General features: G+C 70.1%; 12 protein-coding genes. All 12 read left to right on the top strand.

The window, feature by feature from the left end:
• The first annotated feature begins 1 nt into the window (after position 1).
• The 12 genes from ACWIGU_RS21150 to ACWIGU_RS21095 all read left to right on the top strand — a co-directional run bounded on the left by ACWIGU_RS21150 (position 2) and on the right by ACWIGU_RS21095 (position 14,840).
• Entirely contained in the window at positions 2–1,969 is a 1,968-nt protein-coding gene (locus ACWIGU_RS21150) for a peptidoglycan D,D-transpeptidase FtsI family protein (RefSeq protein WP_454402983.1), read from the top strand.
• 31 nt (positions 1,970–2,000) lie between these two features.
• The gene (locus ACWIGU_RS21145) at positions 2,001–3,665 is read left to right on the top strand and encodes a UDP-N-acetylmuramoyl-L-alanyl-D-glutamate--2,6-diaminopimelate ligase (protein WP_454402981.1); all 1,665 of its coding nucleotides are present in this window, start codon (positions 2,001–2,003) and stop codon (positions 3,663–3,665) included.
• A 4-nt stretch (positions 3,666–3,669) separates the two neighbouring features.
• On the top strand, positions 3,670–5,097 hold the full coding sequence (locus tag ACWIGU_RS21140; protein ID WP_454402979.1) for a UDP-N-acetylmuramoyl-tripeptide--D-alanyl-D-alanine ligase: 1,428 nt from the start codon (positions 3,670–3,672) through the stop codon (positions 5,095–5,097).
• Positions 5,094–6,167, top strand: a complete 1,074-nt coding sequence (mraY, locus tag ACWIGU_RS21135; RefSeq protein WP_100592220.1) for a phospho-N-acetylmuramoyl-pentapeptide-transferase — start codon at positions 5,094–5,096, stop codon at positions 6,165–6,167. Before ACWIGU_RS21140 ends, mraY begins: the two co-directional genes overlap by 4 nt.
• On the top strand, positions 6,164–7,597 hold the full coding sequence (murD, locus tag ACWIGU_RS21130; RefSeq protein WP_454402977.1) for a UDP-N-acetylmuramoyl-L-alanine--D-glutamate ligase: 1,434 nt from the start codon (positions 6,164–6,166) through the stop codon (positions 7,595–7,597). Before mraY ends, murD begins: the two co-directional genes overlap by 4 nt.
• Before the next feature lie 86 nt (positions 7,598–7,683).
• Complete coding sequence (gene ftsW / locus ACWIGU_RS21125; RefSeq protein ID WP_454402975.1) at positions 7,684–8,997, top strand: putative lipid II flippase FtsW; 1,314 nt, start codon at positions 7,684–7,686, stop codon at positions 8,995–8,997.
• A 6-nt stretch (positions 8,998–9,003) separates the two neighbouring features.
• On the top strand, positions 9,004–10,098 hold the full coding sequence (gene murG, locus ACWIGU_RS21120) for an undecaprenyldiphospho-muramoylpentapeptide beta-N-acetylglucosaminyltransferase (RefSeq protein ID WP_356283418.1): 1,095 nt from the start codon (positions 9,004–9,006) through the stop codon (positions 10,096–10,098).
• A 143-nt stretch (positions 10,099–10,241) separates the two neighbouring features.
• The gene (locus ACWIGU_RS21115; protein ID WP_454402973.1) at positions 10,242–11,084 is read left to right on the top strand and encodes a cell division protein FtsQ/DivIB; all 843 of its coding nucleotides are present in this window, start codon (positions 10,242–10,244) and stop codon (positions 11,082–11,084) included.
• Positions 11,085–11,369: 285 nt separating this feature from the next.
• Positions 11,370–12,581, top strand: coding sequence for a cell division protein FtsZ (ftsZ, locus tag ACWIGU_RS21110; protein WP_454402971.1), 1,212 nt, complete (start codon positions 11,370–11,372; stop codon positions 12,579–12,581).
• A 35-nt stretch (positions 12,582–12,616) separates the two neighbouring features.
• Positions 12,617–13,348, top strand: a complete 732-nt coding sequence (gene pgeF, locus ACWIGU_RS21105; RefSeq protein ID WP_356283409.1) for a peptidoglycan editing factor PgeF — start codon at positions 12,617–12,619, stop codon at positions 13,346–13,348.
• A 6-nt stretch (positions 13,349–13,354) separates the two neighbouring features.
• Positions 13,355–14,074: a YggS family pyridoxal phosphate-dependent enzyme gene (locus tag ACWIGU_RS21100; protein ID WP_454402970.1), complete on the top strand. Its 720-nt coding sequence runs from the start codon at positions 13,355–13,357 to the stop codon at positions 14,072–14,074.
• A 127-nt stretch (positions 14,075–14,201) separates the two neighbouring features.
• On the top strand, positions 14,202–14,840 hold the full coding sequence (locus ACWIGU_RS21095) for a cell division protein SepF (protein WP_227294226.1): 639 nt from the start codon (positions 14,202–14,204) through the stop codon (positions 14,838–14,840).
• Positions 14,841–14,897: the final 57 nt, after the last annotated feature.

The raw sequence follows: 14,897 nt of genomic DNA, 5'->3' as shown, positions 1-14,897 counted from the left end.
AATGACCGACAGGGAGCCCCCGCGACGCCGGGTCCCAGCGCCCGCGAGGAACGGCCGCCCAGCCCCCCGGCGCCCCGGCCCCGGCGCGCGGCGCCCGCGGCCGGCCCCCGTCAAGGCGCCCGTCGCCCTGCGCCTCGGCAGCCCGCGCCCCCGGCTGCGCATGGTCAGCCTCGGCCTCACCCTCGTCCTCATCGCCTTCGTCGTACGCCTGCTCCAGGTGCAGGCCGTCGACGCCAGCGTGTACGCGGCCAAGGCCGAACAGCACCGGTACGTCGAGCACGTCCTCGCGGCCGAACGCGGCGGGATCACGGACCGCAGCGGCGTCGCGCTCGCCACCAGCGTGGACGCGTACGACATCACGGCCGACCCCACGATGTTCCGGCCGGCGGACACCGTGGCCGGCAAGAACACTCCGCCCCCGGCGGTGCCGAAGGACGCGCCCGAGCAGGCCGCGACGCTCCTCGCCCCGATCCTCGGTATGGACGCCGACGTGGTCGCGAAGAAGCTGCGGACCCCCAGGACGCGCTACGTCCTGCTGGCCCGCCGCCAGACCCCCCAGGTCTGGAAGCAGATCAAGGACCTCAAGAGCACGCTCGCGGAGAAGGCGGACCGGGAGAAGTCTGCGAGCGTCATCGCCGGAGTCTTCGCCGACCCCAGCAGCAAGCGCGTGTACCCGAACGGCGATCTGGCCGCCGGGATACTGGGCTGGGTCAACGCCGACGGCAAGGGGGGCGGCGGTGTCGAGCAGCAGCTGAACAAGGATCTTGCGGGCAAGCCCGGCGAGATCAAGTACGCCCAGTCCGGCGGCCGCCAGGTGCCCACGGCCGGCAGCAACGAGCGGCCCGCCGTGCCCGGTTCGGAGGTCGAGCTCACCATCGACCGCGACATCCAGTGGGCCGCCCAGAAGGCCATCACCGACCAGGTGAAGAAGTCCGGCGCGGACCGCGGCTACGTGATAGTGCAGGACACCCGGACCGGTGAGGTCCTGGCGATGGCCAACGCGCCCGGCTTCGACCCCAACGACCTCTCGCAGGCCAACTCCACCGCCATGGGCAACGCCGCGCTCCAGGACGCGTACGAGCCCGGCTCCACCGCGAAGGTCATGTCGATGGCCGCCGTGCTCGAGGAGAACGCGGCCACCCCGGACACCCATGTCACGGTGCCCAACCGGCTGCACCGCGGCGACCGGCTCTTCCAGGACGACATCGACCACGCCACCTGGCACCTCACGCTGAACGGCGTGCTCGCCAAGTCCAGCAACATCGGCACCATCCTGGCCACGGGCCAGCTCGGCAAGACCCAGCCCCAGGCCAACCAGGTGCTCTCGTCGTACCTGCGCAAGTTCGGCATCGGCCGCCCCACCGGGCTCGACTTCCCGGGCGAGACCCCGGGCATCCTGGCCCCCGCCGACAAGTGGTCGACCTCGCAGCAGTACACGATCCCTTTCGGCCAGGGTTTCTCCATCAACGCGATGCAGGCGGCCTCCGTCTACTCGACCATCGCCAACGGCGGCGTACGCGTGGAGCCCACCCTCGTACGCGGCACCAAGGGACCCGACGGCAGGTTCACCCCGGCCCCGAAGCCCAAGGAGAGCCGGGTCGTCAGCGCGAAAACGGCCAAGACGGTCGCGCAGATGCTCGAGTCCGTCGTGGACGACGAGGAGGGCACCGGCGCCAAGGCGCGCATTCCCGGCTACCGCGTCGCCGGAAAGACCGGCACCGCCAACCGAGTAGATCCGGCCACCGGCAGATACAAGGGCTACACCTCGTCCTTCGCCGGTTTCGCCCCCGCCGACCAGCCCCGCGTCACCGTCTACTGCGCGATCCAGAACGCCACCAAGGGCAGCTACTTCGGTGGCCAGATCTGCGGCCCCATCTACAAGCAGGTCATGGAGTTCGCCCTCAAGACGCTCCAGGTCCCGCCCACCGGCGCCGAGCCCGCCCGGCTGCCCGTCAGCTTCCAGCCCTGATCCGAGCCCCGAGAGTGACCAGGTACAGCCCGTGACAACGATCACCCCGGACCCCGGGAACCAGCCCGCGCCACGCCCCTCGCTTCGCTCCATGGGCGGTGCGCCCGGTACGCTCACCGCCGTGCCACAAGCTGATCAGTCCCAAACCACGCAGAAGGGCGCTCCCGTGACATATCCGGGACCGCCGCGACCGGTGCAGGTCGCCGCGACGCGACTTGCCGATCTCGCAGATCAGCTGGGTGTCCCCGCGCCCGAAGAGCCCACGGCGTCGACGGGGAGCACCGGCATCACGCACGACTCGCGCGCCGTGCGCCCCGGAGACATCTACGCGGCCCTGCCCGGCGCCCGCTTCCACGGCGCCGACTTCGCCGCCCAGGCCGCGAGCCTCGGCGCCGTCGCCGCCCTCACCGACCCGTCGGGCGCCGAACGCGTCGAGGCGGCCGGTCTGCCGGCCCTCGTCGTGGAGAACCCGCGCGGCCGGATGGGCGAGCTGGCGGCCACGATCTACGGCCACCCCGGCCGCGATCTGCTCCAGATTGGGATCACCGGCACCTCCGGCAAGACCACGACGGCCTACCTCATCGAGGGCGGCCTGCGCACGATGCGCAGCACCGGACTCATCGGCACCGTCGAGATGCGCATCGGCGACGAGCGCATCAAGTCGGAGCGCACCACCCCCGAAGCCACCGACCTCCAGGCCCTGTTCGCGGTGATGCGCGAGCGCGGCGTGGACGCGGTCGCCATGGAGGTCTCCAGCCACGCCCTCGTGCTCGGCCGGGTCGACGGCTGCGTCTTCGACGTGGCGGTCTTCAACAACCTCAGCCCGGAACACATGGAGTTCCACTCCGACATGGAGGACTACTTCCGGGCCAAGGCGCAGCTGTTCACGCGTGCACGCAGCAAACAGGGCGTCGTGAACTTCGACGACGAGTACGGCCGCCGCCTGGCCGGCGAGTCCGAGGTGCCCGTCGTGACCTTCTCCGCCGAGGGCCACCCGGACGCCGACTGGCGTGCCGAGGACGTCGAGGTCGGCCCGTTCGACTCCGCCTTCGTGGCCGTCGGCCCCAAGGGCGAGCGGATCACCGCCAAGTCCCCGCTCGCCGGGCCGTTCAACGTGGCCAACGCGCTCGCCGCGATCGTCGCGCTCGCCGTCGCGGGCATCGACCCGCAGCAGGCCGCGGACGGCGTCGCCGCCGTGCCGGGCGTCCCCGGCCGTCTGGAGCGCGTCGACGCCGGCCAGCCCTACCTCGCGGTCGTCGACTACGCGCACAAGACCGACGCCGTGGAGTCCGTGCTGCGCGCGCTGCGCAAGGTCACCGAGAACAAGCTGCACATCGTGCTCGGCTGCGGCGGAGACCGTGACATCACCAAGAGGATGCCGATGGGCGCCGCCGCCGCCCGGCTCGCCGACACCGCCGTGCTGACATCGGACAACCCCCGCTCCGAGGACCCCCTCGCGATCCTCGCCACGATGCTCGCCGGCGCCGCCGAGGTGCCGGCCCACGAGCGCGGCGAGGTCCAGGTCTTCGAGGACAGGGCGGCGGCCATCGCCGCCGTGGTCGCCCGCGCACAGCCGGGCGACACCGTCCTGATCGCGGGCAAGGGCCACGAGCAGGGCCAGGACATCGCCGGGGTGGTGCGTCCCTTCGACGACCGCCTGGTGCTTCGCGAAGCTATCCAGCAAACCCAGGGATGAAGTTGTGATCGCCCTCTCCCTCGCCGAGATCGCCACAGTCGTCGGCGGGCAGACGTACGACATACCGGATCCGTCCGTCCAGGTCACCGGACCGGTGGTCAGGGACTCCCGTGAAGTGGAGCCCGGCAGCCTCTTCGTCGCCTTCGTCGGCGAGCGCGTCGACGGCCACGACTACGCGGCCGCCGTGGTGGACGCCGGAGCGGCCGCCGTGCTCGCCTCGCGCCCGGTCGGGGTGCCCGCCATCGTTGTCGACGACGTGCAGGCCGCCCTCGGCGCGCTGGCGCGCACCGTCGTCGAACGGCTCGGCGCCACCCTCGTCGCGCTCACCGGTTCCGCCGGCAAGACCAGCACCAAGGACCTGATCGCCCAGGTCCTGCGCCGCAAGGCGCCCACGGTCTTCACACCGGGCTCGCTCAACAACGAGATCGGCCTGCCGCTGACCGCGCTGAGCGCCACCGACGACACCCGCTACCTCGTCCTGGAGATGGGCGCGCGCGGCAAGGGCCACATCCGGTACCTCACCGGTCTGACCCCGCCGAGGATCGGCGTCGTCCTCAACGTCGGCACCGCGCACATCGGCGAGTTCGGCGGCCGCGAGCAGATCGCCGAGGCCAAGGGCGAGCTCGTCGAGAGCCTGCCGGCCGACGGCACCGCGATCCTCAACGCCGACGACCCGCTGGTCCGCGCGATGGCCTCCCGCACGAAGGCGAAGGTGCTGCTCTTCGGAGAGGGCGCCGACGCCGACGTACGCGCCGAGAATGTCCGGCTCACGGAGAACGGACAGCCTACCTTCAGCCTTCGCACACCCTCCGGGTGCAGCGACGTGACCTTGCGCCTGTACGGTGAGCACCACGTGTCGAACGCGCTCGCCGCGGCCGCCGTCGCCCATGACCTTGGCATGTCCGTGGAGGAGATCGCCCTCGCGCTCTCCGAGGCGGGCACACTGTCCCGCTGGCGTATGGAGGTCACCGAGCGCCCGGACGGCGTGACAGTCGTCAACGACGCCTACAACGCGAACCCCGAGTCCATGCGAGCCGCTCTGCGAGCGCTCGCAGCGATGGGCGAGACCCGGCGGGCAACGGGGGGTCGTACATGGGCGGTGCTCGGTCATATGGCCGAGCTCGGGGACGAGGCGCTGGCCGAGCACGACGCGGTCGGACGGCTTGCCGTCCGGCTCAACGTCAGCAAGCTCGTGGCAGTCGGGGGCAGGGAAGCGTCCTGGCTGCAACTGGGCGCCTATAACGAGGGTTCGTGGGGTGAGGAGTCGGTGCACGTGTCCGACGCACAGGCGGCTGTCGACCTACTGCGCAGCGAGCTGCGCCCGGGTGACGTCGTGCTCGTGAAGGCCTCGAGGTCGGTGGGCCTGGAGAGCGTCGCGCAGGCGCTGCTCGCCGTCGACGGCGACAACGTGGGCGAGGTCGCTGCCCGATGATGAAGCAGATCCTCTTCGCGGGTGTGATCGGGCTCTTCCTGACCCTGATCGGGACGCCCCTGCTGATCAAGCTCCTTGCGCGCAAGGGCTATGGCCAGTACATCCGTGACGACGGCCCGCGCGAGCACCATGCCAAGCGCGGTACGCCGACGATGGGTGGTATCGCCTTCATCCTGGCGACGTTCATCGCGTACTTCATGAGCAAGATCATCACCGGCGCCGCGCCGACCCTGTCGGGCCTGCTGGTGCTCGGTCTGATGGGCGGCATGGGCCTGGTCGGCTTCCTCGACGACTACATCAAGATCGTCAAGCGCCGCTCGCTCGGCCTGCGGGCCAAGGCGAAGATGGCCGGACAGCTGACCGTCGGCATCGCCTTCGCGGTGCTCTCGCTCCAGTTCGCCGACAACCGCGGCAACACCCCGGCCTCCACGAAGCTCTCCTTCGTGCAGGACTTCGGCTGGACGATCGGCCCGGTCCTGTTCGTGGTCTGGGCGCTGTTCATGATCCTCGCGATGTCGAACGGCGTGAACCTCACGGACGGCCTCGACGGCCTCGCCACCGGCGCCTCCGTGATGGTCTTCGGCGCGTACACCTTCATCGGTGTCTGGCAGTTCCAGGAGTCCTGCGCCAACGCGCAGACCCTCACCAACCCCGCCGCCTGTTTCGAGGTCAGAGACCCACTGGACCTGGCGGTCGTCGCATCCGCACTGATGGGCGCCTGCTTCGGCTTCCTGTGGTGGAACACCTCACCCGCGAAGATCTTCATGGGTGACACCGGCTCCCTCGCGCTCGGCGGCGCCCTCGCGGGTCTGGCCATCTGCTCCCGCACGGAGTTCCTGCTCGCGCTGCTCGGCGGCCTGTTCGTCCTGATCACCATGTCCGTGGTCATCCAGGTCGGCTCCTTCCGGCTCACCGGCAAGCGCGTCTTCCGCATGGCGCCACTGCAACACCACTTCGAACTCAAGGGCTGGTCGGAAGTCCTTGTGGTGGTCCGCTTCTGGATCATCCAGGGCATGTGCGTGATCGTCGGACTCGGTCTCTTCTACGCGGGATGGGCAGCCGACAAGTGACCACTGGGTCCGACTGGCAGAACAAGCGGGTCACCGTCGCCGGTCTCGGCGTGAGCGGCATCAGCGCCGCCCGCGCCCTGGCCGGCCTCGGCGCGTCGGTCACGGTCGTGGACGGCGGCGACAGCGAGGCGCACCGCGCCAGGGCGGCCGAGCTCGCGCAGCTCGGCGTCGCGGCCCGGCTCGGGGACGCCGAGACGCTCCCCGAAGGCACCGAACTCGTCGTCACGTCACCGGGCTGGAAGCCCTCGTCCCCGCTCTTCGCGGCGGCGGCCGAGGCCGGCGTGGACGTCGTCGGGGACGTGGAGATCGCCTGGCGCCTGCGCGGCCCCGGCGCCGCACCCTGGCTCGCCATCACGGGCACCAACGGCAAGACCACCACGACGCAGATGCTCGCGTCGATCCTGGAGGCGGCGGGCCTGCGCACGGCCGCCGTCGGCAACATCGGTACGCCGATCATCGACGTCGTCCTCGAAGGCGACGAGGCGTACGACGTGTTCGCCGTCGAGCTCTCCTCGTACCAGCTGCACTGGGCGCCCTCGCTGCGCGCCCACTCCGGGGCGGTCCTCAACCTCGCGCCCGACCACCTCGACTGGCACGGCTCCATGGAGGCGTACGCGGCCGACAAGGGCCGTATCTACGAGGGCAATCAGGTCGCCTGCGTCTACAACGCCGACGCCACCGACAAGCCGTCGACCGAGGACCTGGTCCGCGAGGCCGACGTCGAGGAGGGCTGTCGCGCGATCGGCTTCACCCTCGGCACGCCGGGCCCCTCCCAACTCGGCGTCGTGGACGGCATCCTCGTCGACCGGGCCTTCGTCGACAACCGGCACAAGAACGCCCAGGAGCTCGCCGAGGTCGCGGACGTCGACCCGCCCGCCCCGCACAACATCGCGAACGCCCTCGCGGCAGCCGCCCTCGCACGCGCCTTCGGCGTCGAGCCCGCCGCCGTACGCGACGGACTGCGCGCCTTCACGCCGGACGCGCACCGCATCGCGCACGTGGCCGACGTCGACTCAGTCGCCTACATCGACGACTCCAAGGCGACCAACACCCATGCCGCGGAAGCCTCTTTGGCCGCATACGAGTCGATCGTGTGGATCGCGGGCGGCCTCGCCAAGGGCGCGACCTTCGACGAGCTCGTCACCAGGTCGGCGAAGCGGCTGCGCGGCGTCGTCCTGTTCGGCCAGGACCGCGCGCTGATCCGGGAAGCCCTCGCGCGACACGCCCCTCACGTCCCGGTGGTCGACCTCGACCGGACCGACACTGGTGCGATGTCGCAGGCGGTCCGGGAGGCCGCGCGGCTCGCCCGGCCGGGGGACACCGTGCTGATGGCCCCGGCCTGTGCGTCGATGGACATGTTCACCAACTACAACAAGCGTGGCGACGCGTTCGCGGATGCGGTCCGCGAACTCGGCTCCACGAGCGTCTGACGGGGCCTTCGGGTGCCCGGTGACGCCGGGCACCCTCGGGAGGGGATCGTGGCAGCGTCATCGTCGTACAGCGGTGGGGTGAGCTGATGCCCGGCAGCAGCGCGCGGGCGGCCCGGCGGTCCCCGGCGGCACGACCCCCGAAGAAGCCGGCCGGGCCGGCCCGCGTCAGCCCCGTACGGCGCCTCTACACCCAGGCCCGCCGTGCCTGGGACCGCCCCCTCACCGCGTACTACCTGATCCTCGGCTCCAGCCTCCTGATCACCGTGCTCGGCCTGGTGATGGTCTACTCGGCCTCGATGATCACGGCCCTGCAGAACGGGCTGCCCAGCTCGTACTACTTCCGCAAGCAGTTCCTCGCGGCGGTGATCGGCGGGGCACTGCTGTTCGCCGCCATGCGGATGCCGGTGAAGCTGCACCGCGCGCTGGCCTACCCGCTGCTCGCCGGCAGCGTCTTCCTGATGGTCCTCGTGCAGGTGCCGGGGATAGGAGTCTCCATCGGGGGCAACCAGAACTGGATCTCGCTGGGCGGCCCCTTCATGCTCCAGCCCAGCGAGTTCGGGAAGCTCGCCCTCGTCCTGTGGGGCGCGGACCTCATGGCGCGCAAGCACGACAAGCGGCTGCTCAGCCAGTGGAAACACATGCTGGTGCCGCTCGTCCCGGTGGCCTTCCTGCTGCTCGGACTGATCATGCTCGGCGGCGACATGGGCACGGCGATCCTGCTCACCGCCATCCTCTTCGGACTGCTCTGGCTGGCCGGTGCGCCCACCCGTCTGTTCGTCGGTGTGCTCTCCGTCGCGGCCGCCATCGGCGTCTTCCTCATCAGGACCAGCCCGAACCGCATGGCACGCCTGTCCTGCCTCGGCTCCACGGACGCGGGCCCCGACGACATCTGCTGGCAGGGACTGCACGGCATCTACGCCCTCGCTTCGGGCGGATTCTTCGGATCCGGGCTCGGTGCGAGTGTGGAGAAATGGGGCCAACTCCCCGAAGCGCACACCGACTTCATCTTCGCCGTCACCGGTGAGGAACTGGGTCTTGCGGGGACTCTGTCGGTGCTCGCCCTGTATGCGGCTCTAGGCTATGCGGGTATCCGCGTGGCCGGACGCACGGAGGACCCCTTCGTGAGGTACGCCGCGGGTGGCGTGACCACCTGGATCACGGCTCAGGCCGTGGTCAACCTCGGTGCGGTGCTCGGTCTCCTGCCGATCGCCGGTGTCCCGCTCCCGCTGTTCTCGTACGGGGGGTCAGCGTTGCTGCCGACCATGTTCGCCGTAGGACTTCTGATCGCGTTCGCGCGGCAGGAACCCGCGGCGCGGGCGGCCCTGGCCATGCGGCAGCCTCGGATGAGATGGAACACGATGCGACGGCGCGCCACGGCGCGTACGTCCGGAGAGCGGTGAATTTCGGTGCATGTCGTACTCGCCGGCGGGGGGACCGCCGGCCACATCGAGCCCGCGCTCGCCCTCGCGGACGCCCTGCGCAGGCAGGACCCGACCGTGGGCATCACGGCCCTCGGTACGGAGAAGGGGCTCGAGACGCGGCTCGTACCCGAGCGTGGATACGAACTCGCGCTGATCCCCGCCGTACCGCTGCCGCGCAAGCCAACCCCTGAACTGATCACCGTCCCGGGCCGGCTGCGCGGCACGATCAAGGCGGCCGAGCAGATCCTGGAGCGCACCAAGGCGGACTGCGTCGTCGGCTTCGGCGGCTATGTCGCCCTGCCCGGATACCTCGCGGCCAAGCGCCTCGGTGTGCCGATCGTCGTGCACGAGGCCAACGCCCGCCCCGGGCTCGCCAACAAGATCGGTTCCCGGTACGCGGCAGGCGTCGCGGTCTCCACGCCCGACAGCAAGCTGCGCGGCTCCCGCTACATCGGCATCCCGCTGCGCCGCACCATCGCCACGCTCGACCGGGCGCGCGTGCGGCCCGAGGCGCGCGCCGCCTTCGGCCTCGACCCGAACCTGCCGACGCTCCTCGTCTCCGGCGGCTCCCAGGGCGCCCGCCGCCTCAACGAGGTCGTCCAGCGGGTCGCTCCGCTGCTCCAGCAGTCCGGCATCCAGATCCTGCACGTCGTCGGCCCGAAGAACGAACTGCCGCACGTCCAGCAGATGCCGGGGATGCCCCCGTACATCCCGGTACCGTACGTGGATCGGATGGACCTCGCGTACGCCGCGGCCGACATGATGCTCTGCCGCGCGGGCGCGATGACCGTCGCCGAACTCTCCGCCGTCGGGCTCCCCGCCGCCTACGTCCCGCTGCCCATCGGCAACGGCGAACAGCGGCTCAACGCCCAGCCGGTGGTCAAGGCCGGTGGCGGATTGCTGGTCGACGACGCGGAACTGACGCCCGAGTGGATCATGGGCAACGTCCTGCCCGTGCTCGGCGACCCGCACCGGCTGTACGAGATGTCCCGCGCCGCCTCCGAGTTCGGCCGCCGGGACGCCGACGAGCTGCTCGTCGGCATGGTGCGCGAGGCGATCGCCTCGCGCCACCGCCAGTAACGCATCGGCGAGTGAGCCGAACGGGCACGCCGGTGTCGAGAGGGCGAGCGCGCGGAGGCCCGAAGGGCTGAGCACGGTCGGGCTCTCGACACCGGCTGAGGCGCCCCGGAGGCGAACGGAGCCAGGAGAAGGGGAGCGTGCGCGTGGCCGGACCGACGACCGCAGACCGCGGCGAGCGGCACAAGCCGAAGTCCGGCCCGCCCCGGCCCCCTCGGGGCCGCCTGCGCCTGCCGCGCCCGCGGCTCCTGATCGTGGCGGGGGTCGCGCTCCTCCTGCTCGGCGCCGGCGCCATCTGGCTCCTGTACGGCTCTCAGTGGCTGAGGGTGGAGCGCGTGACGACCTCGGGGACCGGAGTCCTGACGCCCGCTCAAGTGCGCGCGGCCGCGGCCGTTCCGGTCGGCGCCCCGCTGATTTCCGTCGATACGGGCGCTATTGAGGACCGTCTTCGCCGGAAATTGCCCCGGATCGACTCGGTTGAGGTCACGCGTTCCTGGCCGCACGGAATCGGATTGAAAGTGACCGAGCGCAAGCCGGTCCTGATTGCTGAAAACGGCAAAAACGGCGATAAGGGCGGAAATCGCGAAGGGGGCGCCAACGCGGGCAAGTTCGTCGAAATTGACGCCAAGGGTGTCCGTTTCGCGACCGTGCAGAAGGCCCCCCGGGGTGTTCCCCGACTGGAATTGACGCCGGATCAGTCGGGCGCCGCGGCAAGCCTTCGGCGCTTCGGGCCCGACCGTCTGGTGCGTGAGGCGGTCCGCGTCGCGGGCGATCTGCCCCCGGCCGTGGCCCGTGACACCCGTGCGGTCAGGGTCCGTTCGTACGACGATGTGTCTCTGGAACTGAGCGGTGACCGCACCGTCGCATGGGGAAGCGGTGAGAAGGGCGACACCAAGGCGACCACGCTCACCGCCCTCATGAAAGCGGCCCCGAAGGCGCGGCACTTCGACGTAAGTGTCCCCACCGCCCCTGCGTCATCGGGGAGTTGACGCACATCAGCGCAGGCCAGCACCCTGGTTGGGCACTGCTACGGCTGATCACATAGGGTGAAAAGAAAAACGGGAGGTTCGGCGTGTTCGTTGAACGTGCGCCACTTGTCGACTTAGTGTCCTGTTCGGAAGAGTCCAGGGAACAGACACACTGGTAACCCTAAACTTCAGCGTTAGGGTTCGGGTCGGCAGACAAGCAGTCCGGGCCGCCCCAATTCGGCATCAGTCGTCGCAACGTACCAATGCGAGGCGGCGACACGTAACTCGAGGCGAGAGGCCTTCGACGTGGCAGCACCGCAGAACTACCTCGCAGTCATCAAAGTCATCGGTGTCGGCGGCGGTGGTGTCAATGCCATCAACCGGATGATCGAGGTCGGTCTCAAGGGCGTCGAGTTCATCGCCATCAACACCGACGCGCAAGCCCTGTTGATGAGCGACGCGGACGTCAAGCTCGACGTCGGCCGTGAACTCACCCGCGGACTCGGCGCCGGAGCCAATCCGGCCGTCGGACGCAAGGCGGCCGAGGATCACCGCGAGGAGATCGAGGAGGTCCTCAAGGGGGCCGACATGGTCTTCGTCACCGCCGGCGAAGGCGGTGGCACCGGCACCGGCGGCGCACCTGTCGTCGCCAACATCGCACGCTCGCTGGGAGCCCTGACGATCGGTGTGGTCACCCGGCCGTTCACCTTCGAGGGCCGGCGCCGGGCGAACCAGGCGGAGGACGGCATCGCCGAGCTCCGCGAAGAGGTCGACACCCTCATCGTCATCCCCAACGACCGTCTCCTGTCCATCTCGGACCGGCAGGTCTCCGTCCTCGACGCCTTCAAGTCGGCCGACCAGGTCCTGCTGTCCGGTGTCCAGGGCATCACCGACCTGATCACCACGCCCGGCCTGATCAACCTCGACTTCGCCGACGTCAAGTCGGTCATGTCCGAGGCCGGTTCAGCGCTCATGGGCATCGGCTCCGCCCGCGGCGACGACCGCGCGGTGGCCGCCGCGGAGATGGCGATCTCCTCGCCGCTCCTCGAGGCGTCCATCGACGGCGCCCGCGGCGTGCTGCTCTCCATCTCCGGCGGCTCCGACCTCGGTCTCTTCGAGATCAACGAGGCGGCGCAGCTGGTCAGTGAGGCCGCACACCCCGAGGCCAACATCATCTTCGGTGCCGTCATCGACGACGCCCTGGGCGACGAGGTGCGGGTCACGGTCATCGCGGCCGGCTTCGACGGCGGACAGCCGCCGTCCAAGCGGGACAACGTGATCGGCGGCGCGTCCGCCAAGCGCGAGGAGCCGGCGCCGCGAGCCACCGAGGCCCGCCCGTCCTTCGGCAGCCTCGGCAGCGTCACCCCGCGCGACGAACCGAAGACTCCGGAGCCCGTCGAGGCCGCCCCGGCGAACGAGATGCCGTCCACCCCGGTCGCCCCGCCGCAGGTTCCGCCGGCCCGTCCCTACCAGGACAGCCAGGCCGAAGAGCTGGACGTACCGGACTTCCTGAAGTGACCGGCACAAGTGACCTGCAGAAGTGACCTCCTGAAGTGATAGGACAGCGCGACCACGCGAGCGGCGCCCACTTCGCCTTCACCGACCGGTGGGGCGGGGTGAGCGCCGCTCCGTACGAGGAGCTCAACCTCGGCGGCGCGGTCGGCGACGACCCGGCCGCCGTCCGCGCCAACCGCAAGAGCGCGGCACAGTCGCTCGGCTTCGACCCGGCGCACGTGGTCTGGATGAACCAGGTGCACGGCCCGGACGTCGCGGTGGTCGACGGGCCCTGGGGCACGGCCGCGGACATTCCGTCCGTCGACGCGATCGTCACCGCACGGCGCGGACTCGCTCTCGCCGTGCTCACCGCGGACTGCACCCCGGTCCTGCTCGCCGACCCCGTCGCGGGAATCGCCGCCGCCGCCCACGCCGGACGCCCCGGCATGGTCGCCGGAGTCGTGCCCGCGGCGGTCGCGGCGATGGTGGAACTCGGCGCCGAACCCGCCCGCATCGTGGCCCGCACCGGCCCCGCCGTCTGCGGGAAGTGCTACGAAGTCCCGGACGGGATGCGCGCCGAGGTGGCCGCCGTGGAACCCGCGGCGTACGCCGAAACCAGCTGGGGCACCCCGGCCGTCGATGTGACCGCCGGAGTGCACGCCCAGCTGGAGCGGCTCGGGGTGCGTGACCGGCAGCAGTCGCCGGTGTGCACCCTGGAGTCGCACGACCACTTCTCGTACCGCCGCGACCGCACCACCGGTCGGCTCGCAGGCTATGTCTGGCTGGACTGATGGGACATGACGGACCGTAAGGCTCAACTCGCGGCAAATCTGGCAAAGGTGGAGGAACGCATCGCTTCGGCATGCGTCGCCGCAGGCCGTAAGCGCGAGGAAGTGACCCTGATCGTGGTCACGAAGACGTATCCCGCGAGCGATGTGCGGATCTTGTCGGAACTCGGTGTGCGCGATGTCGCCGAGAACCGCGACCAGGACGCGGCGCCCAAGGCGGCGGAATGCGCGGATCTGCCGCTCCGGTGGCACTTTGTCGGTCAGCTGCAGACCAACAAGGTGCGCTCCGTGGTCGGTTATGCCGATGTCGTGCAGTCCGTCGACCGCTCGAAGCTCGTCACGTCGCTGTCGACGGCGGCCGTGCGCGCGGAGCGCGAACTCGGCTGCCTGATCCAGGTCGCGCTCGACGCCGGGGAGAACGGGCGGGGCGAGCGCGGTGGCGTGGGGCCGGGCGGAATCGGGGAGTTGGCGGCACTTGTGGCGGACGCTCCCGGTTTGCGCCTCGACGGTCTGATGACGGTCGCACCGCTGACGGGTCCGTACGCGGACCGCCAACAGGCCGCGTTCGAGCGGCTGATGGATTTGTCGACTGACCTGCGCCGGGCTCATCCGGCTGCGAACATGGTGTCAGCAGGGATGAGTGCGGACCTCGAACAGGCCGTGGCGGCCGGAGCGACACATGTGCGCGTCGGTACGGCGGTACTCGGAGTCCGACCCAGGCTCGGGTAACGTCGCCAAGAAGTCGGACCACAGCAGAAAATATGGTCATTCTCGCTGATGGGCGGGGAGATCGCGTGGATCGCAGGCACTTCGGTTGACGTCAGCCGATCCACCACAGAGCGGAGGACTCAGAGCAATGGCCGGCGCGATGCGCAAGATGGCGGTCTACCTCGGCCTCGTGGAGGACGATGGGTACGACGGCCGGGGCTTCGACCCCGACGACGACTTCGAGCCCGAGTTGGACCCCGAACCCGAGCGGGACCGCAGGCGGCACGAACCCTCGCATCAGTCGCACAACACTCATCAGCCACATCAGTCCCAACGGGACGAATCGGTACGAGTGGTACAGCCCCCCGCCCAGCGCGAACCGGTCCCGCTGCCCGCGGAATCCGGACGTCCGGCGCGAATCGCCCCCGTGGCATCCATCACACCTGAACGCCAGAGCCTGGAGAAGAACGCACCGGTGATCATGCCCAAGGTTGTGTCCGAGCGGGAGCCCTACCGCATCACGACGCTGCACCCCCGGACGTACAACGAGGCCCGTACCATCGGGGAACACTTCCGTGAGGGCACTCCTGTGATCATGAATCTGACGGAGATGGACGACACCGACGCGAAGCGACTTGTCGACTTTGCCGCCGGTCTTGTCTTCGGTCTGCACGGCAGCATTGAGCGGGTGACGCAGAAGGTGTTCCTGTTGTCGCCTGCTAACGTCGATGTCACGGCAGAGGACAAGGCCCGCATCGCAGAGGGCGGGTTCTTCAATCAGAGCTGAGACGCAGCACCGGTGAAGTGCCGGTGCAGTACTGGCAACGAGGCACGAGACACAGGG

The organism is Streptomyces sp. NPDC055400, from assembly GCF_053644375.1.
Note: the sequence above shows the minus strand (reverse complement) of the source record. Positions and strands in the feature narration are given on the sequence as shown.